The sequence below is a fragment of the Streptomyces sp. NPDC044064 genome, from assembly GCF_056434245.1.
The window spans coordinates 1196-24639 of sequence record NZ_JBWKFN010000013.1; the positions used below are offsets into that span (position 1 = coordinate 1196).

The following is a 23444-nucleotide window of genomic DNA, read 5'->3' on the forward strand; positions in this document are numbered from 1 at the left end:
CCCCCGGCACCGGACTCGACGGACGCGACCCAACCGGCGACACCGGACTCGACGAACCCGACCCACTCGCCGGATCCCCCGGCACCGGACTCGACGAACCCGACCCACTCGCCGGATCCCCCGGCACCGGACTCGACGGACGCGACCCAACCGGCGACACCGGACTCGACGAACCCGACCCACTCGCCGGATCCCCCGGCACCGGACTCGACGGACGCGACCCAACCGGCGACACCGGACTCGACCCGGCCGACGGCCTGGGGCTGCCCTTGACGGGGATCTTGTCGGTGAGGCCGTCGATCGTACGGCCGAAGCCTGACTTTCCGACCGGGCCCGCGCCGAGCTTCGGTGCGGAGTTGGCGATCTCGCCGGCCGCGACCTCGTTGAGGTCGCCGCCCTGGGCGACGCCCACGCCGATCTTGGTGCCGAGGGCGGCGCCCTCCTCGACGAAGCCGCCGACCTGGTCCGCGGCCCGCTTGCCCACGGTGTCCCCGGCCGCGGGTGCCGTGGTGTCGCCGAACCGGCCGCCCTTGCCCCCCTGCACCAGCGGGTTCCCGCGGGCCTTCCCGACCTTGTCGATGCCGCCCTTGAAGGCGGCCCCGGCCACTGCCCCGGCCGCGGCCCCCGCGAACACGCCCGCGGCCGTGATCTTGTCGTGGTTGGCCGCCTTGGCGCCCACTTCCAGCGCCGAGTTCTTCAGGAAGTCGCCGGTGATCTCCGCGCCCACCTTGCCGACGGGGTTGGCGAGGACACCGCTCACGACCTTGCTGTTAGTGAAGGACTCCCCGATCTTGGTGATCGAGGCGGTGCTCTTGGCGATGAAGCCGGAGTTCTTCACAGCGGCCACGGCGGCCGGAGCGATCGCCTCGATCGCCCTGCCGCCGAGCTTCAGCAGGGAGCCGCCGGGGACGATCCCGAGCAGACCGACGACGAAGTCACCGGCCTTGATCCCGCCGGTCTGACTGGCCACGACTTGGTTGAAGAGGAACAGTGCTCCGGCGAGCAGTGCCCCGACCACCGGGAAGAACACCGCCACGACGGCGACCAGGGCGGCCAGCAGGATCTGGACGAACGGGAAGTCCTTGAAGAAGTCAGCGATCTTCTGGAAGACGTTCCGCTCCGGAATCGCCTCCTTCGCGGCTCGGTCCAGTACGTCGGCGCACTGGCGCTGCGCGCTCTCCCGCATGGACTTGGCCTGTTCGGCCAGGCTCTTGGCCGCGCTCAGCTCGGCCTGGCCGGCGTCGATGGCGTCCTGGGTCCTGCGTGCCTCGGACTTCTCCTGGTCCGTGGGGTTGGCGCCGAGTTCCTTGGGCGCCTGGTTCGCCTGTGATGCGGCGGACCGCGCCTGCTCCACCGCCCGGTCGAAGGTGTCCTGGGCCTCGCGCAGCCGCGGCATGTAGTCGCTGTAGGCCTGGGCTGCGTCGTGGTAGGAGGTCATGGTCTTGGTCAGCTTGTCGGGAAGATCGTCGCCGATCTTCTCCTTCAGCTGGTCCATCGCCGAACCGCGGCCCTGCGAGATGGTGCCGTCCTTCTTCAGGACGTTCAGCGCCTTCTCCGCGGCGTCCCCGATGTCCCGGTACCGCTGCATCACTCCCTGGATCAGGTCAGGGTCGCCGGGTGTCGGGTCCGAGTCCATGCCAACGAGCTGGAAGTTCTCGGGACTCGCGTGCCGACGTGCCATTGGGATCCCCCGTCCGGTTCCTGTGTGTGCTGTTCGCCAGTTACACGGGGTCGGGCTCACGAAAGGTTCAAACCGAGTTCTAGCCGTAGCCCGCCTCGCACCCAGATCCGACGTCGCTTCGGACTCTTTCGCCAGTCGGTTCCGTGAAGTCGGTGCAACGGAACCAGAGGGGGCAGACCACGGGTCCGGTGCCCTTGGCCTGGGCATAGGCGAACACGTCCTCCAGGGTCCGAAGCCGCAGGCCGGGCCCGTCGGGAACCGGGAACAGCAAAGCCCCGATCGGCAAGCAGCCGACGCATCTCACCGACGGCTCGGGTAACTGTCGAGCGATCGACGCTGAACAGCACAGCCAAGACCGCGTGAGGTAGATCGTGTCGCAGGTGGATCCGCGTGTTCATCAGCCGGCCGATGAACACCAGCCGGTACTGAGACCCGGCACCCGCCGTTCGTCTCCGCGCTCCACCACGCACTCGCCCCGACTGCTCTCCGCCGCAGCTGCCCACTGCGGGACCAACTTCTCAACCAACGAGGCCAAATGCACCCTCGAGACAGCGTGAGCAACGGATGCGCCGTCACCGCCTGATCGACCATGCCCCTCACCACGAGAGCATGTCTCCACCCGCTCTCACGCACCAACTCGTAAGCGTTCGCAGAGAATCAACGTGTTGATTTGATCTACGTGGGACTGCCGTTCGCGAGGAACTTGGTGACGTCAGCGGGCGTCCGGAACTTGGCTGTCGATGGCGGGATGGCGTAGACGCGCTCGGTCAGGAGGGACTCGCGGTCACCGTGCTCGACGAGCAAGGCGGTGAGTTGGGCGAAGCCAACGGCATCGTCACCGGTTCGCTGCTTGGCGAGCTGATTCCCGCCGGCGCTGGCCGGTGGAGGCCGAGGACGCGTGCTTCCGCATGGTCTACCTGCCGGTAAACGATGAGACCCAACGCGCCCCGGATCGCCCACCGCTGGGCGCCCCCCCCCAGGAGACGCTCCCGATGACCGAGGCAGACCTCCTGCACGGGCGGGCGCACTTCGAAGAGCCCGACGCGGCGGAGCCGGGAGGCCGCAGGGCCGCCAACCGGTGGCCGTCGTTCGCGTGACTGTCTCGGCCAACACGGTGTGACTCGGCTCTGGGGGCTGGGTCCTTGGTCAGCCATGCGCGCACCCTGAAAACTCGACGACGCAGCCCTGCCGAACGTACCCGCCAGCCCGCAAAGATCCGCCGGACAGGCCCTAACCATGGACGGATCGGATGCCCCGCCGCCGAGCCTAGAGTTGCTGGTCGCGGTCGCCACCAGTAGCAGTTAATCGTCGAGCCCCCACTCCAGGTGCAAGTTGCGGGTGAAGTGGGCAGATAGTTCCGCGTGATCGGCGGCCTCGGCTGACAGAGAGGCGACCAAGCCGGCCTTTGATCCGTCATGCCGTTGCGGAGCGGTGGGCTGGGCCCACGCAGCCACGAGCTGCTCGAACGTATGGCGCAGGACACCAGGCTGAGTGCGAAGTGGGCGAGCCCACGCGTCCAAGCCGACAACCGCCGACTACGTGAGGGGCATGCGGATCCGACCCGCATGCGTTATCGGCATGAACCGCGCTGTGCACGCCGGAGAGCCAAGTTGCGTACCTCCAGATTTCTGGGGCGTTGATTCCCCTCCGCCCTGGGATACAACTCGCTCGGGGCGGGGGCGAGGGTGAGGCACGTGACCGGTGTCCGATCCGTGGCACCTACATGGACGAAAGAGCCTGCGAGATGACTACTGCCTTGGGGACCGAAGAGCTGTCGGCCGTATTGGATGGACGCCTGCTGACAGAGCCGGACTTCGTGGCGTTCAATCCGGCCTTCCCGCTGCGTCCGGCAGTCCTGGTGTCGGCTGCGAACACTCAGGACGTAGCCTCCGCGGTGGCATGGGCCGCGGGTCGGCGCCTGCGGGTGGCCGTGATGGCCACCGGGCACGGAACCAATGCCTCCGTCGATGGCAGCATGCTGATCACCACCGAACGGATGGCCGGAGTGAGGGTCGATCCCAGCACACGTACTGCCACCGTCCAGGCCGGCACTAGGTGGGCGCAGGTCATCGAAGCCGCCGCGGCCTATGGTCTGGCCCCGATCAACGGCTCGTCCAGCGCGGTTGGCGCCGTCGGCTACACACTCGGGGGTGGCAGCGGTCCGCTGTCGCGCACGTACGGGTTCGCCGCCGATCATGTTCATCGCGCCCGCCTGGTCGACGGCGAGGGTATGGTCCGCGACATCGATGTTGACTGCGACCCGGAACTGTTCTGGGCACTGCGCGGCGGCAAGGGAAACTTCGGGATCGTGACCGAGCTGGAGCTCGGGCTAATGCCAGTGGCAAGCCTCTACGGCGGTTCGGTGTTCTATCCGGGCGCTGCTGCTCATGACGTTCTGCACGCCTTCGCCGATTGGTCGTCCGGCTTGTCCGAGCGGGTATCCACCACTTCGGTGGCGATCCTGCGTCTGCCGCCGCTGCCGGAGCTCCCCGAGCCGTTGCGTGGCCAGTGTGTGGTGCAGCTCCGCTACGCCCACCTCGACGGTCCCGGGCCCGGCGCCGCGGCGCTCGAGCCGATGCGGAAGGTGGCCGAACCCCTCATCGACGGCGTCCAGGAGATCCCCTACACCGCGGTCGACTCCATCCACCAGGACCCCACCGATCCGATGCCGTTCTGGGACGGCGGGACTGGTCTGACCAGCTTTCCGGACGCCGCTGTCGATTCCCTCCTCGAAGCCGCCGGGCCCGGACTTGACATCCCGATCCCGCTGGTCGAGGTACGCCTGCAGGGCGGGGCGATGGCCCGGCCGGCAGCGATCCCCAACGCGGTGTCCGGCCGTGACGCCGCCTACGCCCTCTCGGTCGTCGGTCTGATGACGGAAGAGACCGCCCCGGTCGTTCCCGGCTTCGTCGACGGCATCCTCGACGCCGTCTCCCCCTGGCGTGCCGCTTCGGACCCGTTCAACTTCATCGGCCCCGCCTCCCCCGCCCGGGTCGCGGGCCTGTGGAGCGAGCAGGACAGAGATCGACTCCTGGCCGTCAAGCGCCGTCTGGATCCGGCGGGCATGTTCGGCGCTGGCCACACGCTGACCTGAGCAGGCACAACGACCATAACCGCCAGGCTGTGGTTGAACCGGTGGAGGCCATAACCGCGGCGAGCACCAGACTGGACCAGGATGCCTCCGCCCTTGGCCGCATATGCTGACACAACGTCAGCCTAACCTGCGACTAACAGGCTGTTCTCTATCCGCTCTCGTGGTCGGTGGCGCTCGAACAGCGCCTGGTTCGGGTGAGTCGGCCGGTCCGAAAGGTCCTCGACCCCGGCCGAGTTCTCCCGATGAGGCACCGCGCGTCGCGGTCCGACCGGCTTCCTCTGCGACCCGCTGACCACCACGGCGGGCGCTTCCTCCTCAGCCGGCGCCTCCAGATACTGCTCGAGGCCGATCACTCGGCGCCTGAGTACCTCTTCCGCGACAGCTACGATCTCATGTCTGGCCAGCGGAATCCGCACACGAGGTTCGGAAAGAGAACGACCTTTAACCCGTGGGCTATAAGGGAAACGATGATTCCTGTGCGCAATCGCAGCGCAATTCACCTCGGCGGTCCTGACATGGAGTGAACGGCGCCAGGATGGTCCTGAGTCAAGAGCGGTCACGGCCTCACTTGGCAAGCCCCCTTCCGGGGAAGTGAACCCAACAGACGCCGAGAACCGGCACCCCAGGACTCTGGGAGTGCACAACCGGTCTCGTATAGGGCATATTCAGACCATGCTCACGACATACGCCGACGGGGTCCGCGCGCACCTCGCGCAACTGGCCTCTACCGGTCTGGACGTGCGTTCCTTCACCAGTTCCGCCCTCGGCCTGATGGTTCGCACCATCCCTTTCGGATCGGCGTGCATGGCCACCGCCGACCCTGCCACACATCTCCTCACTGGCACCACCAAGTGGGGCGACCTCGGGAAAGCCTGTGACATCGAATGGGCGCGCTTCGAATACCAGGTACCCGATGTGTACGACTTTCGCGGTGTCGCCCAGCGGCCCGGCCAGGTCACATCTCTTCGGGCGGAAACCGCCGAGCATCCCGAAAGATCCACGCGTTTCGCCAACTACCTGAAGCCGGTGTGGGGATTCAACGACGAGTTGCGCGCCGCCCTGCAGACCGACGACGGCACACTTTGGGGCTACCTGGCTCTATACCGCAGCGACAGCACGTCCTTCAGCTACGCTGACCAGCAGTTTGTCAGCGCCGTCGCCCCTGTGCTGGCAGCCGGACTACGCGCCGGTCTGCTTGCCGCGGCAGCCACCGCCCCAACGCTGAACGGCCCCGTGGTCCTGATCATCGATGCCGATGGCCAGGTCATCCAGACCGGACCCGGCGCCGAGGAACTGGCAGCCGACCTGGACGCAGGCCCCCTGGACGGGCCGCTACTCCCGGTAGCCCTGCGTTCGCTCATCGATGCCGCACATGCCGTCCGCGACCACATGCGGCCTGCGGTCCCTCGCATGCGACTGCGCGGCCTGTCTGGCCAGTGGCTCGTTGCACATGCCGCCCCGCTGCGCTCCCGCGACGGGAACAGCCGCAACGTGGTGGTCACCATCGAGGAAGCCCGGCCCCCGGAGATCATCCCTCTCGTTGTCGCCGCTTTCGGCCTCACCTCGCGCGAACAGGACGTCGTCCGACTGGTACTGCAGGGTCAAAACACCGGCATGATCGCCAAAGCTCTGAGTCTGTCGCCCTACACGGTCCAGGACCACCTCAAGGTGATCTTCGACAAAACCGGTGTCCGTAGCCGCCGCGAGCTCAGCGCCAAGGTCTTCTACGACCAGTACGCACCGCGCATGGGCAGTAGCCTCGCCCCCAACGGCTGGTTCAACCCGCCCTCCCCCTGACCACGCCGCACCTCGCGCGCCGTTGCCCTGAACAAGGGGGACCGCAATGGTCTGGCCGGCCCGGCAGGCCGCGACAGCGAGCGAGACGGCGATATGTGTCTTGCCGACCCCGGGCGGTCCCAGCAGGGCGGCATTCGCCTTGGCGTCGACGAAGGAGAGGGTGGCGAGGTCCTCGACCTTGCGCGGGTCAAGCTCGGGCTGGAACGAGAAGTCGTACTCCTCCAGCGTCTTGTGGTGCGGCAAATTCGACAGCCGCAGGCCCTGGCGAAAGCGGCGGTCGTCGCGGACCGCCTGTTCCTCGGACAGCGCCAGGTCGACGAAGTCGAGACAGCCCATCTTCGCCTCGTCCGCCCGGCGGGTGTACTCGTTGATGGTCTCCGCCAGCTGAGGCAGGCCGAGCTTGCCAGCCGTGGTGAGGATGCGGTTGCCGGTCCGCTCGCTCAAGAGGATTCCTTCGTTGCGGAGTCGGTGGTGAAGGGACGGGTGCCGGTCAGCTCGTCATAGACCGACAGCGGGCGGCCGACCTCGACCCGGGTGGCCGCGGCCCGGTCCGGCCGTCGGCGTGGAGGCCGTACACGCCGTGCCCGGGCTCACCGTCGAGCGGCTGCCGGACGGGCAGGCGCGGATCACCCTCCACTGGCCCGAGGGCGTCGGGCACCTCGCGGTCGGCTGGGCGGCCCTGGACGGCGTGGGGAGCGGCGGGGAGCGGATCCTGACCGCGCACGCCTACCGGCGCGGCGGGCTGCTGCTGCCCGTGGGCCCGGGGGCCGTGCGGATCCGGGCGGCGACCGTGCCCCGGGTGCCGGGCGCCGTCGTGGTGGTGCCGGACGCGGCCGAGATGCTGCTGCCGCCCGACGCCGCCGTCCGGTACCAACTGATACGTGCGCCACGGCGGTTCCTGGGCCGGGGCGCCCGCACCCTGCTCCGGATCACCCTGGCCGCGCGCGGCGCGCCCGGGGACGTACCGGAGTTCGTGTGCGTCGCGCGCAACGGCATCCTGCCCCCGCGCAGCGCCGCCGGTGGCACGACCGTGCTGCGGATACCCGAGCCCGACCTGGCGCGGCACGGGACCATCGAACAGGAGCTGCCGGCCTCCCCCTGCCCGGCCCCCTACACCCTGCGCGGCTTCCTGCTCGGGGAGCACGCGGCCTCGGTGCGACTCGAAGAACCCTCTCTCGCCAGCCTGGTGGTGCGCTGAGCCATGACGACCGTGATCTGCCCCTACTGCTTCGCCCGCGCGTCGGCGGCCAAGCTGACGTACCGCTGTCTGATGACCCCGAGCGGGTGCGCGGCGGCGCGCCCTGCGGACCCGAACGTGACGACACCTGGGCCGGATTCATGGGTCCCGGCGTACCTCCGGCGGCCCGGATGCGCGGGCCCGTGTTCACCCCCGCGCGCAAGGTCGTCGGGCTCGGCGGCGCGGGCAGCAGCGTGCCCTGCCCGCAGTGCGGGGTGCCGACGCTCTTCTTCGATCCGGCCACCGGTGACGTGCTGGTCTGCGACAACGACAACGCGGTGGTGGAGGGTGACGCCAGCGGCATCTCGGGGACCATGGAGTTCATGGCGCCGGAGCTGGTGCGCGGCGCCCCGGGGGCGCGTCCCGGCACCCAGTCCGATCTGCACTCGCTCGCCGTACTGCTGTTCATGTTCCTGATGAACCATCATCCGCTGAAGGGCAGGCGGGAGTTGGGGATTCGCTGCCTGGACGAGGCGGCCGAGCGCAAGCTGTACGGCAGGAGCCCGCTGTTCGTGTTCGACCCGGCGGACGACTCCAACGCGCCGGACCCGATGGAACACGCGACCGTGCTGGCCACCTGGGACGCGGCGGCGGGGACGTTGCAGGAGCTGTTCCGGCGGTCCTTCACGGTCGGGCTGCGCGACCCGGCGGCCCGGGTGCGGGAGACCGAGTGGCGCAACGCGCTGCGCGCGGTGCTGGACTCGGTGGTCGAGTGCGCCTCCTGCGGGCGGCAGAACATGACCGAGCCGGGCGAGAACCCGCCGCCCCGGCCCTGTTGGGGCTGTGGGGCGCTGCTGGTGCTCCCGCCGCGGCTGACGGTGACCACTCCCCCACCCCGCACCGAGCACCACGTCCGGCTGCGCCGGGGTGCCCGGGTGCAGGAGCATCATCTGCTGCCCGAGCCGGCGCGGCACGACTGCTCGGATGCCGCGCTGGTCGCGGAGCTGGTCGAACACCCCAAGAAGCCGGGCCGGTTCGGCATCGCGAACCGGTCGCGGCAGACCTGGACGGGCACCCGCTCCGACGGCACCGCGCAGCAGGTCGAGCCCGGTCAGACCGTGCCGCTCAGGGCGGGCCTGGAACTGGACCTCGGTGACGGGGTACGGGCGGTGGTGCGGGCCGAGTGAGGTGTGGACGGGACCCCGTGACGGCGGCGGGGTCCCGTCCGCTCACAGGCCCATGACATGCATGAGCTGCTGGGTGAACGTGAGGCTGCCGGTGCCGGCGGCGGCGCCGATGCTGATGGCCTCCAGTGCGGAGCGGATGCGGCCGCGGTTCGGCGGACCGCCGTCCCCGACGGACTCCATCATCGCGCCCCGGATGGTCTCTCCGTGCCGCACGAGGCCCGGGTACTCGGCGTGCAGTTGCTCGAGCAGTCCGTCCGAGAGCCGGACCAGGGCCTCCGAGGCCGGCGCGTAGGGGTTGATCTCGATACGGCCGTGATCGCCGATGTTGGCGGGGCCGTTGATGTTCCCGAAGTTGTATGTGCTCATCGTCCTGTCCTGACTCCTGCTTCGTGAGGGCCGGCGGGGCTGAGGTTATGACGTGGGCGGGCCGGCGCCGGCGGGTCCCGGTCCGCCCTGGGGTCCCGGTCCGCCGTGCGGCCCGGGACCCTGCTGACCGCCCGTGGCGATCGTGCCGTTGTTGCCGAAGATGCTGGGACCGCTGACGTTACCGATGTTGTAGGTCTGTGTGCTGATGACCTGTAAAGCCTTGTCGTACGAGCTGGTGTCGACATGGTGGTCCCGGAGGAAGCGCTCCGTGGCGACGAGGACGCCCTGCTGGAGCCGGAACAGGAAGTCCTGCGCGTCGGTCCGCTCGGTGTAGCCCGCCTCGTCCCAGGCGCCCAGGTCCTCGCGCAGGCTGCCCCTGGCTCCGTAGTCGTGGCGGACGTGCTGCCTGGTGATCGCCTTGCGCTGCCTGGTCAGCCATCGGTCCTGGTCATGCCGCCAGCGGCGGTGCGCGGTCAACCGGCCCAAGGCCGCGCGCAGTTGCGGGCCGGTGTGGGAGGTGGCGTACCTGACGAGGTCCCACCAGCGCTCGCGAGGGGCCACCGGAAGGCGGTCCACGCGGTGGAAGCGGCCGTCCAGCGGGGGTATCGCGTAGGCGGCGACCTCCCAGGTCAGGCTGGGTGGCTGCAGGATCGCCCGCAGGTACATGGAGACGATCATCCGGCCGCCCTCGCCGATGCGTTCCAGGCAGAGGTGGGTGCGCATGCCCGCGCCGGGGCTCTGCAGCCCTGCCTGCACCAGCTGCCTGGGTATCCGGGCGCGGGGTCTGCGGGTGCTGTCGGGGACCAGTTCGGGCAGGTAGCAGGCGTTGCTCCCGATGACGTAGAGCCGGTTCTGCGCCCGCAGGTCCGGCAGCCCGGAGATGGTCTCCAGGTGGCGGGCCACGTAGGTGTGCAGGTCGACGGCGTCGGAGGGCAGCAGCGGGAGCTTGCCGCCTGCGGGGTCGTCGGCGGGTCTGCTGACGTCGATGGGCTGCCAGACCAGCTCCTTGATCTTCTCGCCGCTGCCGACGAACGGCTTGGTCTGCGCGGACGCGTCCGTGTACGGCAGGACGTTGGCGCGTTTCAGCTCGTTCAGCCAGTCCTCCGCCCCGGCCTCCACGGGCGGCGCCGTCCGCTCGGGCTTCTCGGCGGAGTGGAACACCTCGCGTGCCGTGTCACGCCCCACGGACTCCTTGTGGTGGACCAGGGCCCAGGCGATCACGTACGCGCCGAGAGGGCCGAAAATCGCCACCCATCCGAGTGATCCGTGCCCGTTGACCAGAGCCCACCCTCCTGCCAGAACGGCGACCGGCACGACCACCGCGAGACACGCGAGGCGGCGGTCGAGTGCGGCTCGGCGGCGGGTGGCCACGCGCGCGTGCCGGGCGAGGGCGACCAGGTTGATGCCGAGGCTCAGCCCCAGGGCGTCCAGCCGGTCCCCGGTGAGCGCCCGGTCCACGTACAGGGCGAAGTCGTCGTCGAGGTGCACCGAGGCGCACAGGCGCCGGGTCACCGAGTCCTTCCGGTACTGCGGCAGCGTGGGTAATGGTCTTCCCGACACCCTCATCCGCCCCCCTCGGCCGTTCCGCGCGCTTCACCCTAGGGACAACCCGTGGGGTTTGTCGCGGGGTTCCGGGGAGCCGGGCCGCCGCGGTCCGGCGCTCCCCTGTGACGTCGGACCGCGGTCGGCTCTTGGTTCTGCGTCGTCCGGGCCGGATGTGTCACTGGCAAGGTGAGTCCAGCGCACCGGACGGGTGTATATCAGCCAACCCTCCCTCTCCGCCGCGCAGTTGCCGCGCCGGTCCGGTCAGTCGAAGCGGAGGCCTCCCGTGCGGGTGCGCTTGAGTTCGAAGAAGTCGGGGTGACGGGCCAGCACCCGGAAGCTGTCGAAGAGTTCGGCCGCTTCGGCGCCGCGCGGAATCGCGCGCAGGACGGGGCCGAACCACACCGTGCCGTCGACGTGGATCGTGGGTGTGCCCACGTAGGCACCCGAGTCCGCTTCGGCGCCCGCCTCATGGCTGCGGCGCACCGCGTCGTCGTACGACGGATCGTGCGCGGCGGCCGACAGGTCTGCGGGGAGACCGAGTTCGGCCAGGGACTCGGTGATCACGGCGTCGAAGTCCTTGTTCCCCCGCTCGTGGATCCGGCTGCCGAACGCGGTGTACAGGTCGCACAGCACCTTCTCGCCGTGCCGCTCGGCGGCGGCCACCGCGACCCGGACCGGCCCGATCGAACGGTCGACCAAGTCCCGGTACCAGTCCGGGAGTTCGTTGCCGATGTTGTGCAGATACAGGCTCATGGCGTGGAAGCGGAGGTCGAGCGGCCGGGAGCGCTCGACCTCCAGCAGCCAGCGCGAGGTGATCCAGGCGAAGGGGCAGGCGGGGTCGAAGTAGAAGTCGACACGGGTCGGGTCGGGGTTCGTCGTACGGCTGTGCTCGCTGCGCGTCATGGCGTCGACGCTAGTCGGCCAATGGCGCAGAATCCCGACCCAATCCGATCCTCTCTCAGTGGTCCATTTTCCACTCCCCCGGGGCGGTGATCTCGATCTCCCGCAGCCGGTCGGGCTCGGCCACGACCTCGACCCGGGTGATCCGGCCGTCGTCACCGAAGGTGAAGGCCAGGACCACCCGCGGCCGGCCGTACGGCGCCATGACGAGGCCGAACCGGCCGTCCAGCAGGGCGAGACCGGTGAACTTGGCGCGGGCCACGGCGGCCATGGCTCCCTGGGCGACGGGCTCGGCGCCGTGGACCGTGACCGGTTCGGGCGTGGGGACGACCCGGGCGTCGGCGTGCAGCACCACGTCCGGGGCGAGCAGGGCGACCAGGGCCGCGAAGTCGCCGCCCCGGGTCGCGGCCAGGAAGGTCTCGACGGCCTCCCGGCGGCGGCCCGCGTCCGCGGTGGGCGCGGGGGTCCGGCCCCGGACCCGGCGGCGGGCCCGGCTGGCCAGCTGCCGGGTGGCGGCCGGGGTCTTCTCCAGCAGCGGGGCGATGTCGTCGAAGGGCACGTCGAACAGGTCGTGCAGGACGAAGGCGACCCGCTCGGCGGGGGCCAGGGTGTCCAGGACGACGAGCAGGGCGACACCGACCTCGTCGGCCAGCAGCGCCTCACGGGCCGGGTCGCCCGCGGCGCCGCCCTGGGCCGCGTCCGGATCCCGGTGGTCGAGGGGGTCCTCCCGGCGGTTGCGGCGCGTGCGCAGCTGGTTCAGGCACACCCGGGTCACCACGGTGGTCAGCCAGCCGGTGAGGTTCTCGACCTCGCCGAGGTCGGCCTGCTGGACGCGCAGCCAGGCGTCCTGCAGGGCGTCGTCCGCCTCGGCGGCCGAGCCGAGCAGCCGGTACGCCACGGCCGCGAGATGCGGCCGGTCCGCCTGGAACCGTGCCGCAAGCCGTGCGCTGTCCCCCGTGACGCCGTCCACCGTGTCCCCGTCCCTTCCTTCGCGCCCGCGCGCCGCGAGCCCGCGGGACACGAAACGCCAACCCGGCCGGAAGATCAACCGCCTTTGCGGTCAGTGGCACACCGGCCGGCGGCTCACAAGTCGGCCGCTCACCGCTCGTCCGCACCCGGCCGGCAGCTCACAAGTCGGCCGCCCGCTGTGCCTCTTCGGCCAGGCGTGCCAACTCCGCGACCGGCAAGGAGCCCGCCGGCCGGTGTTCCCGGGCGAACCGGTTGGCGAGGCGCTGCAGCAGTTCGTTCAGCGGGGTCGGTACGCCGTGCAGGCGGCCGAGAAGGACGATCTCGCCGTTGAGGTGGTCCGCCTCGATGGTGCCGGTGCCGCGGACGAGGGACTGCCAGGAGGAGCCGCCGCCGCGCGTGGCCCCGTCGAGCGGGACCAGGGTGACCTTGTCCCCGCGCGCCTCCTTCTGCTCCTCGGCGCTCGCGTACCCGATCCCGGCGGCGTCGAGCACGGCCTCCCCCTCGGCCCGCACGCTCGCGTACAGGGCCCTGGCCTGCTCGCTGTCGACGGGACCGCTGACGGCCTCCAGGGCGTTGCCGAGGTTGCCGAGCAGCTTGGCGTACTGCCAGCGGGCCACGTCCGGCACGACCGGCGCCTCGAAGCGGGCGGCCGCCAGGTCGGCGGCGATGCGCCGGGCGGTGTCGTCGGTGCCGTGCGGATACCGGCCCAGGTGCAGGATGCCGGTGAGCGGGGTGCCGGCGGCGGAGACGACTCCGGGTTCCACGAAGGTCGAGGGCAGCCAGACGCAGACGCCGTACACGTGCCGGAAGCGGCGCAGCGCCAGGCGCGGGCTCTCCACACCGTTCTGCAGGCAGACCAGCGGCAGCTTCTCCGCCGCCGTCCCGCCGCCCGCGACCGGGGCCTCGCCCCAGGTCTCCAGGGCGGCCACGGTGTCCTGTGTCTTCACGGCCAGGACGAGGACGTCGTCGGCGCGCAGTTCGCCGAGCCGGTCCGGTCCGTCGACGGCGGGCAGCCGGAACGTCGACTCGCCCTCCGGTACCCGCAGCCTCAGCCCCCGCTCGGCGAGTGCCGCCAGGTGCCGGCCGCGGGCGACGAGCGCGACCTCACGCCCGGCCTCGGCCAGCCGCCCGCCGACGGTGCCGCCGACCGCCCCTGCCCCGATGATGACGTAACGCATGGGGCAGAGCCTCGCACACCGGCCGGCGCCCCCGGTCCGGGGCTCCCGTCACGCTTGCGGAGCGGTCAACTCGACCAGCTTGAGCACGGTGTTCCAGTTCCGGCTGGTGGCGATCACGTCCTTGGTGATCCGCGGCCGTGACAGGGCCTCGCCGAGCTTGGAGCGGCCGAGCCCGTCCGGGGCGTACAGGTACAGGCACCGGTCGCCGAGGCGGAACTCCTCGGGGAGATGGGCGGCGGGGTCGATCTCCGCGAAGCGCTCCGCGGTGACCGGTGCGGAGAAGTACGTGACGTGCAGCTGCTTGGCCTCCAGTTCGGCGGCCGGGAACGGGCAGGCCTCGGCCACCGCCCGCAGATAGGTGTGGTCGAGCACGATGACGTCCACCTTGAAGCCGAACCGCTCCTCGACCGCCCGGGCCAACTCGGCCGCCAGGGACTCCTCGTCACCCCGGCCGGTGGTGAAGACGGCCTGCCCGCTCTGCAGATGGGTCCGTACGCCGTCGTGGCCGAGGCCGGTCATGAGCGTGCGCAGATCGGCCATCGGGAGCTTCTTGCTGCCGCCGACGTTGATTCCGCGCAGCAGCGCCGCATAGGTCGTCATCCGGCCAGCCTAGAGCGGCCGCCGTGCCCCGTGGGGGTGGGCACGGCGGCCGTACCCGTGCGTACGCCGGGCTGCACGAAACTCTGTCCGATCCGGAGGGTGCGGATCAACTCCTGAACACAGCTGTGACTTGTTCAACAACCTTTCGTAATCACAAAGTGGATCTCTGTCGGCGGATCGGACATCCCTGAGCCCCGCCCCCGAGAACCGACCGCGACAACCCCGATAGATGTAAGGGGCCGTTGTCCTCCCCAGCGGTGACCCGGGCGCCCGGCACTTCACCGGGCAGCACGACGAGACGTCCTTATCCGGCCCATACCGTCGAAGTCGAGCAAGTGAAGACGTGGCGGCAGGGGGCCGTCACCGCACACGAGGGGGACATCCCGTCATGGGGAACACGGACGTGCGCGTGCGGGGCCTGGCCGCCCGTGCCGGCGGCTGGAGCGCCCGGCACCGCTGGGCCGCCGTCGGCATATGGGTGTTGTTCGTCGTCCTGGCCATGGGACTCGGCTCGGCGGCAGGCCGGGTCGATGTGGACGAGAGCGACCAGCTCAAGGGCGAGACGCACACCGCCGCACGCATCATCGACGACGCGGGCATCAAGCAGCCGGCCGGGGAGACCGTGCTGATCCAGTCCGGGGACGGCGCCGTGAAGGCCACGAGCGGCGAGTTCCGGGCCGCCGTCACCGACGTCGTCAAGGCCGTCGGCGCCACCGGCAAGGTCATCGACGTGACGTCGCCGTACGACACCCGCACCATCTCCCGGGACGGCCGCAGCGCGCTGGTGCAGTTCGACATGCGCGGCGACGCGGACACCGCCGCCGACCGGGTCGAGCCGGTGCTGAAGGCCGTGGCCGGGGTCCAGAAGGACCATGGCTCGCTGCGGATCGAGGAGATCGGCGGCGCCAGTATGAAGAAGCAGTACGACGACGCGTTCGGCAATGACTTCCAGCAGGCCGAGTACTCGGCCGTGCCGGTGGCCCTCGGCATCTTGCTGATCGCCTTCGGCGCGCTGGTGGCCGCGCTGCTGCCGGTGGGGCTGGCGATCACCGCGATCATGGCGACGATGGGTCTGATGGGCCTGATCAGCCATGTGCAGCCGATGAGCGACACCGCCAACTCCGTGATGCTGCTGGTCGGTATGGCCGTCGGTGTCGACTACTGCCTGTTCTACCTGCGCCGCGAGCGCGAGGAGCGGGACGCCGGGCGGGACCCGGGCACCGCGCTCAGGATCGCCGCCGCCACCAGCGGCCGCGCGGTCATCGTCTCCGGTGTCACGGTGTGCGTGGCCATGGCGGGCATGCTGTTCACCGGTCTCGCCACGTTCGAGGCGATGGGCCTGGCCTCGCTGATGGTGGTGGCCGTGGCCATGGTCGGCTCGGTGACGGTGCTCCCCGCGCTGCTGTCGCTGCTTGGCGAGCGGGTCGAGAAGGGCCGTATCCCGTTCCTGGGCCGGCGTCGGCGCCGGCAGGGCGCGCCCGCGGAGAGCCGGTTCTGGACGGCCGTCCTGCGGGGCGTGCTCGCCAGGCCCCTGGTCTCCGTCGTCGTCGCGGCCGGCGCGCTGCTTGCGGTGGCCGCGCCCGCACTGGGCATGAAGACCCAGCAGCTCACGCTGGACCAGGAGTTCGGCGACACGCTGCCGATCGTGCAGACCTACAACCGCATCAACGACGCGTTCCCGGGCGGCTCCGAGCCCGCCCAGGTGGTCGTCAGGGCCAAGGACATCAACGCACCCGAGGTGCGGCGGGCGCTGGCCGACTTCAAGCAGCAGGCGATCTCCTCGGGCGCCTCGCGCGGCCCGGTCGACGTCAAGGTGCACGAGGCGCAGAACGTCGCCCTGGTCTCCGTGCCGCTGGTCGGCGGTTCCGACATGGACCAGGCGGTCAAGAGCCTCGACAGGCTGCGCGACGAGGTACGGCCCGCCACCCTCGGCAAGGTCGCCGGCGTCGAGGCGCCGGTCACGGGTCAGGTCGCGGGCAACAAGGACTTCAACGACCAGCTGCTCGGCTCGGTCGTCCCGGTCTTCGCGTTCGTGGTCGTCTTCGCCTTCCTGCTGATGCTGCTGTCGTTCCGCTCGCTGACCGTCGCGATCACGTCGATCGTGCTCAACCTGCTGTCGGTGGGCGCCGCCTACGGCATCCTCGTCGCCGTCTTCCAGCACGGCTGGGGCGCCTCGCTGGTGGGCGCGGAGGGCGTGGGCGCGGTCGTCACCTGGCTGCCGCTGTTCCTCTTCGTGATCCTGTTCGGCCTGTCCATGGACTACCACGTGTTCGTGGTCTCCCGGATCCGCGAGGCACGGATGCGCGGCCGTACGACGAAGGAGGCCATCCAGCACGGTGTGGTCACCACGGCCGGTGTCGTCACCAGCGCCGCGGTCATCATGGTCGCCGTGTTCGCGATCTTCGGCACGTTGTCCATGCAGTCCATGAAGCAGATGGGCGTGGGCCTGGCCGCCGCCGTCCTCATCGACGCGACGATCATCCGCGGCGTGCTGCTGCCGGCCGTGATGGCGCTGCTCGGCGAGCGCAACTGGTACCTGCCCAAGTGGCTGCACCGGCTGCCCGACCTGACCCACGACGAGTCGCCGGAACCGGTCGCGACGGCCCCGGTGCGCGGTGAGGGCGAGCGACTGAGTGTCTGATCGCGCCCGCTGACACAGGGCCCGTTGGTTTCCGGGGGAACCAACGGGCCCTGGCACGCCGGTGTCTTCCGGCGTCGGAACTCGACCGGGTCACCTCCCGGCCGGTCGTCCACGGGGCACGCCTCGACGACTGCGGCTACCTCTGCCGGCGCAGCTCGGCCCCGATCAGGTCGGCCGCCCGCCGGGTGCCGCCCTCCCCGGCCATGCCCGCCCGGATCTCCTTCAGGCGCCGGGCCACCTCCGGGTCGCCGGAGAGGGCGAGGGCGGCTTCGCGGAGGCGGTCGGCGGTGGCCTCCTCGGTGGCCAGGCGGCGGGCGACGCCGAGGGACCGGAGCATGTCGGCGTTGCCGAACTGGTCGACGGCCTGCGGTACGGCGATCATCGGCGTGGCGGTGGCCAGCCCCTCCTGGCTGCCGCCCGCACCGGCGTGCGTGACGAACAGGTCGGCCTGCCGCAGCACCGCCAACTGCGGTACCCAGCTGTGCACTTCGACGTTCGCGGGTACGTCGCCCAGCTCGGCCGGATCGATGTGCCGGCCGATCTGCAGGACCAGGTGCCAGCCAGGCAGGTCCGTGAACGCGCGCACGCACTCGCGGTAGAAGTCGGGCTGCTTGGTGAAGGCCGAGCCGAGGGAGACCAGGGCCACCTTCTCGGCGCCGGCGGGCCGCTGCCAGTCGCCCTGGTCGGCACGGTCCCCCTGGCAGGCGCCGACGAAGGTGTGCACCCGCTCGTCGACCCGGTCGGCGTTGGGCTGGAGCGCCTTCGGGATCAGGACCAGGGAGCGGGCGGGACGGCCGACGAACGGGTCCGGGTGCTCGGTGATCCCGTTCTGCGCCAGCCAGGCCTCGAAGCGGGCGTAGTAGGCCTGCCCGCGCTCGGTCTGCTTCGGCTCCGCCCACATGGGCTCGGCGACCTCCTCCTCGTATCCCTCCCAGGCGACGAGGTTCGGCGAGAGGGAGATCGCGGGGACGCCCCAGCGGCGGGCCAGGACTCGGGCCGGGTAGGAGGTGATGTCGTGCAGGACGAGGTCGGGCTCGTCACCCTCGTAGGCCCGGATCAGCTGTGGCAGTGCCTGGATCGCGTCCTCCAGGAAGGGTTCGACGTTGTCCAGCAGTGTGCTCCCCCAGGCCGCGGGATCGGCATCGGGCCCGGGCAGTGTGGAGGTGTACGGCACGGGCCGGGCCCCGGTCGCGGCCACCTTCTCCGCGAAGGCGGGTGGAATCGCGTACGTCACCCGGTGCCCCCGGGCGACGAGTTCACGGATCACCTCCAGGCTGGGGTTCACATGTCCGTGGGCGGCGATGGAGAACATGGCGATGTGGGCAGGTGTGTTCATGCCGCCAAGGCTAGGCGAGACGATACGTCTCGTTCAATCGAATTACCGCGGAGCGCATCGCGCCGGAGCGCCTCCCACCTACGCTGGTGGGGTGGACGACCGGCAGGCGGACTTCATCGGGCTGTCTCTCGTTGCGGAGATCCGGGCGTGGCAACGGGACGAGCTGCCTCAACTACGGACGATGCTGGGGAACTTCGTCGGGAACAACGCGACCTACGCGATCATCGAGGACCACGGCCGTCGTGATCGCTCTGGTGACCGTCCTGTTGGCGCTGCCCTGGCTCAGAGGCATGAACCTCGGCCTGCCGGACCTTCCCGGCCTGCCCGGCCCTCCCCATGACTCGGCCACCCCCGAACCACAGCCGACGGCGATCACAGCGCGCGCCCATGGGAGGGGCCCCTGGACGGTCCGTGGTTACGGGTACGAGTTCACCGTCTTGCGCATCTCGCACGAGATCGGCCCGTTCGGGCCCAACGAGGGGCGTCGTTGCCTGCGGGTGGTCGCGCGGGTCGAGCGGTTCGCCGAGGACGACCACCGTGCCATGAAGGTCACCGTCTTCGACGACCGCGGCCGGCTGCTGGGGCTCGACCCGTTCTCGAACCGGGGCACCCTCGAGCCGCCCATGCACCGCCGGACCGAGGCCCAGATGCTCGCGGTCCCGCAGGAGGGGGGCGCCCGGACTCTCTCCTTCAACCTCAGGGCCGCGTTCTGGCCCGACGGCAAGGACCTCTTCCTGGAAGATGTCCCGGTGCCCTGATGAGACCTCGACCCCGACGCCGGCACATGCTCCGACCTGTGTGAATGCGAGACTTGCCGAAGGCCGGACACGCACGGCACGGGACGCACGGCACGGGACGCACGGCACGGAGGCGGACGATGGACGAGGCACGGGCACGGGACGTACTGGCCGTGGCGCAGGTGCTGCCGGGCCCGGCGCGGGACGCGCGGCTCCTCGCCCTCGGTGAGAACGCGGTGTTCGCCGCCGGCGACCTCGTCGTCAAGGTGGGACGTGACGCCGAACTGCTGGAGCGGGCCCGGCGTGAGCTGGACATCGCCGGCTGGCTGGCGGAGGCGGACGTACCCGCGGTGCGGGCGGCCGAGCCGAAGCCGCTGCTGGTCGAGGGGCACCCGGTGACCGTGTGGCACCGGCTGGCCGAGCCGGTGCGGCCGGCCGAGCCCCGGGATCTCGCGCAGCTGCTGCGGATCGTGCACGCGCTCCCCTCGCCCCCCTTCGCGCTGCCGCCCCGCGATCTGCTGGGCGGTGTGGAGCGCTGGCTGCGGCTCGCGGGCACCGCGGTCGACCCCGAGGACGCGGCCTACCTGCGGGCCCGCCGGGACGGCTTCGCCGCGGCCGCGGCCGCGCTGACACCCCGTCTGGAGCCGGGGCCGATCCACGGCGACGCGCTGCCGCGCAACGTGCACGTCGGCCCCGCCGGCCCGGTCCTGGTCGACCTGGAGACCTTCTCCGCCGACCTGCGCGAGCACGACCTGGTGGTCATGGCTCTCTCCCGCGACCGCTACGGCCTGCCCGCCGAGGCGTACGACTCCTTCACCGGGACCTACGGCTGGGACGTACGGGAGTGGGAGGGCTGCGGGGTGCTCCGCGGCGCTCGTGAGACGGCCAGCTGTGCGTGGGTGGCCCAGCACGCGCCGAGCAACCCCAAGGCGCTGACCGAGTTCGAGCGCCGGGTGGCGTCCCTGCGGGAGGGGGACGAGACGGTGCGGTGGTATCCCTTCTGAGTGCCGGTCGACCCGGACCCCTCAGGGAGTCCCCTCGCCCTGGATCGTCCGCGCCGCCCGCCTCAGTTCCGTCAGGACCGTGCGCACCGCCCTCCTGGCCGTGCGCTCGGGGCGGCACAGGACGTCGATGTGCCGCGTCGCCCGGACGCCGCTGAGCGGCCGTAGGACCAGCGCCGGATGCGGGCGCATGGTCCAGCGCGGCATCAGCGCGATCCCGCCTCCGGCGGCGACGGCCTCGGCGACCACCGCGAACTCGTTGATGCGATGGGCCAGACGGAGCCGTCGGCCGGCCACCGCGGCGATGGCCTCGATGGTGGCCATGACCGGGAACCCGTCGTGCACGGTGATCCACGGCAGGTCGGCGACATCGCCCGGTGTCACCCGCCGCTTGGCGGCGAGCGGATGCCCGGCGGGCATCGCCACGTCGAGCGGCTCGTGCAGCAGGGTGGTCACGGTCACCGTGCGCGGCCAGGGCGGGGCGTGGTCCAGACGGTGGGCGAGGACGAGGTCGTAGGCACGGGTCAGCCGCGGGAAGTCCTCCTGCGGTACGTCCTCGTCGGCGAGCGCCACCGTCGGCGCGCCCGGCCCGGCGAGGCCGCGCAGCAGCAGTGGGAAGAACGCCGCGCCCGCGCTGTGGAACGCCGCCACCGACACCTCGCCGTCCGGCCTGCCGGCGAACTCCTCGACCGCGTGCCGGGCCCGGGCCAGCGCCGACTCCACCTCGACGGCCGCGTCCGCCAGCGCCTGGCCGGCGTCGGTGAGCACCAGGCGCCGCCCCTGCCGTTCGGTGAGCGGCACGGGGATCGAGCGCTGCAGCAACCGCAGCTGCTGCGAGATCGCCGACGGCGTCACCAGCAGCGCCTCGGCGACCGCGGTGACGCTGCCCAGCTCGCCCAGCTCCCGCAGGATCCTCAGCTGCCGTTCGTCCACGCCGTCAGTGTAGGACGACGATGAAGGTTCGCTAAAAGATCGTTTAAGGAAGTGGCTCTGGGCTTCAGATACCCCGGCGGTGCACCGTGGGCGGGTGACCGACGCACGCCGTACCGACGCGGTACTCCTGCTCGTCGCGCTCGTCTGGGGTTCCAGCTATCTGTCCGCCCAGACGGCCGCGAGTGCCCTGCCCGTCCTCCTCGTCCTGTTCGCGCGCTACGCCCTCGCCGCGCTCCCCTGCCTCGGTCTCGTCGCCGCGCGGGGCGGTCTGCGCGGGTGGACCCGCGACGAGGTGCGCGTGGGGCTGCCGCTCGGGGTCACCCAGGCCGCCGTCCTGGTCGTGGAGACGTACGGCGTCGCCCACACCACGGCCGCCAACGCGGGTCTGATCATCAGCCTCACCATCGTGCTCACCCCGCTCCTCGACCGCGCCGGGCGCCGTGGCGGTCCGCCTCCCGCCTTCTTCGCCGCGGCCGGCGTGTGTGTCCTGGCCGTCGGTCTGCTCATGTCCGGAAACGGCTTCCACGCACCGCGCCTCGGGGACCTGCTGATGCTCGCCGCGGCCGGCGTCCGGGCGGTGCACGTGGCCCTCGTGGGCCGGCTCACCGCGGGCCGGGCGATCCGTCCGCTGCACCTGACGACGGTGCAGACCCTGGTCGGCACCGCGCTGTTCCTCGTGCCCGCCGCCCGCGATCTGCCGGCGCTGGCCCGAGCCGACGCGGCGACCTGGACCCAGCTGGTCTATCTCGCCCTCTTCTGCAGCGTGTTCGCCTTCCTCGTCCAGACCTGGGCGGTGCAGCGCACCTCCGCCAGCCGGGCCAGTCTGCTGCTCGGCACCGAGCCCGTCTGGGCCGCGGCGGTGGGCATCGCCCTCGGCGGCGAACATCTCACCCCGCTCACCGCTTTGGGCGCGGCCCTGATGGTCACCGGCACATACTGGGGCCAGGCCGTGGAACGCACCCACCGGACCGCCGAGACCGCCCTCGGTCCCGGAACCACCGACACCGCCGGCGCATCCGCGCCCGCCACGTCCCCCGAGAGGACCGGAGCAGAAGCCCCATGCCGGACCACGACACCTACCAGCAGCTGATCTCCCTGCTCGACGCATCCCGCGTCGACTACCGCCTCATCGACCATGCGCCCGAGGGCGCCACCGAGACCGTCAGCGCGCTGCGCGGCCATCCGATGAGCGAGGCCGCGAAGTGCATCGTGCTGCGGGTCAAGGTCGACCGCCGCACCACGCGCCACGTCCTCGCGGTCGTGCCCGGGGACCGGCGGGTGGATCTGGACGCCGTGAAGGCGCTGTTCGAGGCACGGTACGTCGGCTTCAGCGACGCCGAGACCGCCGAGCGGCTCGCCCGCTCGGTGCCCGGCACCGTGCTGCCGTTCAGCTTCGATCCCGAACTGGAGCTCGTCGCCGATCCGGACGTCGTCGCCGGGCCGCGGCTGTACTTCAACGCCGCCCGGCTCGACCGCTCGCTGTGTCTCGCCGGCGCCGACTACGCGCGGCTCGCCGGCCCGCGGGTGGCCCGCATCGCGAGCCCCGCGCCCGCGTGACCTGCCCGGCTCAGACCTTCTCGTCCGCCAGGTCCGCCGGCTCCCGCAGCGGCCACACCCCGTCGACCACCGCGTCCGCGTCCCCCTTGCGGCGCAGGAACGCCTGGAAGTCCGCCGCCCACTCGGCATACCAGTCGATCTGTCTGCGGTGCAGTTCGGCCGGGCCCAGGGACGCGATCTTCGGGTGGCGGTCGGCTATCGCGGAGGCGAGCCGGGCCGCGGCGAGGGCGTCGGCCGAGGCGTTGTGGGCCGCGTCGAGGACTATGCCGTACTCGGCGCAGACCGCTTCCAGGTTCCGCTTGCCGCGGCGGTAGCGGTCGACCCAGCGGTCGATGGTGTAGGGGTCGACGACCGGGGCCGGGGCACCGCCGCCGAGCCGGTCGGAGAGCGAGGGCAGGCCGTACCTGCGCAGCTCAGCGGAGAGCAGGCTGAGGTCGAAGGCCGCGTTGTAGGCGACGACCGGGACGCCCGTCTTCCAGTAGGAGACCAGGACGTCCGCGATGGCGTCGGCCACCTGGTCGGCGGGGCTGCCCTCGGCGGCCGCGCGTTCGTTGCTGATGCCGTGGACCGCGACCGCGTCGGCCGGGATCTCCACGCCCGGATCCGCCAGCCATTCCCGGCGCCCGAGGGGCTCTCCGGCCCTGACTTCGATCACCGAACCGGTGACGATGCGCGCCTCGCGCGGATCGGTCCCGGTCGTCTCCAGGTCGAAGCCGATCAGCAGCTCCCGGTGCCAGCCCATGGG

Annotated in this window: 19 protein-coding genes and 4 pseudogenes; 9 read left to right on the forward strand and 14 right to left on the reverse strand. The window is 71.1% G+C overall.

Going from position 1 to position 23444, the window contains the following annotated elements; genetic code table 11:
• From AC07DS_RS21600 to AC07DS_RS21610, 3 genes and pseudogenes are all read right to left on the reverse strand, one after another.
• Positions 1–1681 (reverse strand): putative T7SS-secreted protein (locus tag AC07DS_RS21600; RefSeq protein ID WP_479147534.1); only part of this gene is annotated, 1681 nt, incomplete at its 3' end.
• A 190-nt stretch (positions 1682–1871) separates the two neighbouring features.
• Positions 1872–2272 (reverse strand): annotated as a pseudogene (locus AC07DS_RS21605) (helix-turn-helix domain-containing protein); the annotation flags it as partial.
• Between the two features lie 84 nt (positions 2273–2356).
• Positions 2357–2485 (reverse strand): hypothetical protein, encoded by a 129-nt coding sequence (locus AC07DS_RS21610; RefSeq protein WP_479147902.1) that lies wholly within the window; start codon positions 2483–2485, stop codon positions 2357–2359.
• A 940-nt stretch (positions 2486–3425) separates the two neighbouring features.
• Between AC07DS_RS21610 and AC07DS_RS21615 the strand changes: the two genes are divergently transcribed.
• Positions 3426–4775: an FAD-binding oxidoreductase gene (locus AC07DS_RS21615; protein ID WP_479147536.1), complete on the forward strand. Its 1350-nt coding sequence runs from the start codon at positions 3426–3428 to the stop codon at positions 4773–4775.
• 209 nt (positions 4776–4984) lie between these two features.
• Here the strand turns inward: AC07DS_RS21615 and AC07DS_RS21620 are convergent.
• Positions 4985–5191 (reverse strand): annotated as a pseudogene (locus AC07DS_RS21620) (hypothetical protein); the annotation flags it as partial.
• A 256-nt stretch (positions 5192–5447) separates the two neighbouring features.
• Between AC07DS_RS21620 and AC07DS_RS21625 the strand changes: the two are divergent.
• Positions 5448–6572 (forward strand): helix-turn-helix transcriptional regulator, encoded by a 1125-nt coding sequence (locus AC07DS_RS21625; protein ID WP_479147538.1) that lies wholly within the window; start codon positions 5448–5450, stop codon positions 6570–6572.
• 44 nt (positions 6573–6616) lie between these two features.
• Here AC07DS_RS21625 and AC07DS_RS21630 read toward each other — a convergent pair.
• Positions 6617–7016: pseudogene (locus AC07DS_RS21630) on the reverse strand (ATP-binding protein); the annotation flags it as partial.
• 118 nt (positions 7017–7134) lie between these two features.
• Here AC07DS_RS21630 and AC07DS_RS21635 point away from each other — a divergent pair.
• Both AC07DS_RS21635 and AC07DS_RS21640 read left to right on the forward strand, forming a co-directional pair.
• Entirely contained in the window at positions 7135–7770 is a 636-nt protein-coding gene (locus AC07DS_RS21635) for a hypothetical protein (protein WP_479147541.1), read from the forward strand.
• Positions 7771–7773: 3 nt separating this feature from the next.
• Positions 7774–8936, forward strand: a pseudogene (locus AC07DS_RS21640) (hypothetical protein).
• A 42-nt stretch (positions 8937–8978) separates the two neighbouring features.
• Here the strand turns inward: AC07DS_RS21640 and AC07DS_RS21645 are convergent.
• From AC07DS_RS21645 to AC07DS_RS21670, 6 genes are all read right to left on the reverse strand, one after another.
• The gene (locus AC07DS_RS21645; RefSeq protein ID WP_145885305.1) at positions 8979–9302 is read right to left on the reverse strand and encodes a hypothetical protein; all 324 of its coding nucleotides are present in this window, start codon (positions 9300–9302) and stop codon (positions 8979–8981) included.
• 45 nt (positions 9303–9347) lie between these two features.
• A complete protein-coding gene (locus AC07DS_RS21650; protein WP_479147543.1) occupies positions 9348–10814 on the reverse strand; it encodes a hypothetical protein in 1467 nt (488 codons plus the stop codon).
• Between the two features lie 294 nt (positions 10815–11108).
• Positions 11109–11750: a mycothiol-dependent nitroreductase Rv2466c family protein gene (locus AC07DS_RS21655; protein WP_479147545.1), complete on the reverse strand. Its 642-nt coding sequence runs from the start codon at positions 11748–11750 to the stop codon at positions 11109–11111.
• A gap of 55 nt (positions 11751–11805) precedes the next feature.
• Positions 11806–12717, reverse strand: a complete 912-nt coding sequence (locus tag AC07DS_RS21660; protein ID WP_479147547.1) for a sigma-70 family RNA polymerase sigma factor — start codon at positions 12715–12717, stop codon at positions 11806–11808.
• A gap of 157 nt (positions 12718–12874) precedes the next feature.
• Positions 12875–13894, reverse strand: coding sequence for a ketopantoate reductase family protein (locus AC07DS_RS21665; RefSeq protein ID WP_479147549.1), 1020 nt, complete (start codon positions 13892–13894; stop codon positions 12875–12877).
• A gap of 48 nt (positions 13895–13942) precedes the next feature.
• Positions 13943–14494, reverse strand: coding sequence for a DUF1697 domain-containing protein (locus AC07DS_RS21670; protein WP_479147551.1), 552 nt, complete (start codon positions 14492–14494; stop codon positions 13943–13945).
• A gap of 388 nt (positions 14495–14882) precedes the next feature.
• Here AC07DS_RS21670 and AC07DS_RS21675 point away from each other — a divergent pair, with 388 nt between their 5' ends.
• Positions 14883–17135 carry an MMPL family transporter gene (locus AC07DS_RS21675; protein WP_479147552.1) on the forward strand — a complete coding sequence of 751 codons (2253 nt, stop codon included), beginning with the start codon at positions 14883–14885 and terminating at the stop codon, positions 17133–17135.
• A 136-nt stretch (positions 17136–17271) separates the two neighbouring features.
• Here AC07DS_RS21675 and mgt read toward each other — a convergent pair whose 3' ends face one another.
• Positions 17272–18471: a macrolide-inactivating glycosyltransferase gene (mgt, locus tag AC07DS_RS21680; RefSeq protein ID WP_479147553.1), complete on the reverse strand. Its 1200-nt coding sequence runs from the start codon at positions 18469–18471 to the stop codon at positions 17272–17274.
• 242 nt (positions 18472–18713) lie between these two features.
• On the opposite strand from mgt, the gene AC07DS_RS21685 reads away from it, so the two are divergent.
• Together AC07DS_RS21685 and AC07DS_RS21690 are read left to right on the forward strand one after the other, a co-directional pair.
• Positions 18714–19229: a hypothetical protein gene (locus AC07DS_RS21685; protein WP_479147554.1), complete on the forward strand. Its 516-nt coding sequence runs from the start codon at positions 18714–18716 to the stop codon at positions 19227–19229.
• Positions 19230–19348: 119 nt separating this feature from the next.
• Positions 19349–20212, forward strand: coding sequence for a phosphotransferase (locus tag AC07DS_RS21690; RefSeq protein ID WP_479147555.1), 864 nt, complete (start codon positions 19349–19351; stop codon positions 20210–20212).
• Positions 20213–20233: 21 nt separating this feature from the next.
• Here AC07DS_RS21690 and AC07DS_RS21695 read toward each other — a convergent pair whose 3' ends face one another.
• A complete protein-coding gene (locus tag AC07DS_RS21695; protein ID WP_479147557.1) occupies positions 20234–21142 on the reverse strand; it encodes a LysR family transcriptional regulator in 909 nt (302 codons plus the stop codon).
• A 94-nt stretch (positions 21143–21236) separates the two neighbouring features.
• Here AC07DS_RS21695 and AC07DS_RS21700 point away from each other — a divergent pair, with 94 nt between their 5' ends.
• Positions 21237–22232, forward strand: a complete 996-nt coding sequence (locus AC07DS_RS21700) for a DMT family transporter (RefSeq protein ID WP_479147559.1) — start codon at positions 21237–21239, stop codon at positions 22230–22232.
• A complete protein-coding gene (locus AC07DS_RS21705) occupies positions 22202–22699 on the forward strand; it encodes a YbaK/EbsC family protein (RefSeq protein ID WP_479147562.1) in 498 nt (165 codons plus the stop codon). Before AC07DS_RS21700 ends, AC07DS_RS21705 begins: the two co-directional genes overlap by 31 nt.
• Positions 22700–22709: 10 nt before the next feature.
• Here the strand turns inward: AC07DS_RS21705 and AC07DS_RS21710 are convergent, their stop codons facing one another.
• A complete protein-coding gene (locus AC07DS_RS21710; RefSeq protein WP_479147563.1) occupies positions 22710–23441 on the reverse strand; it encodes an exonuclease domain-containing protein in 732 nt (243 codons plus the stop codon).
• Between the last annotated feature and the right edge of the window lie 3 nt (positions 23442–23444).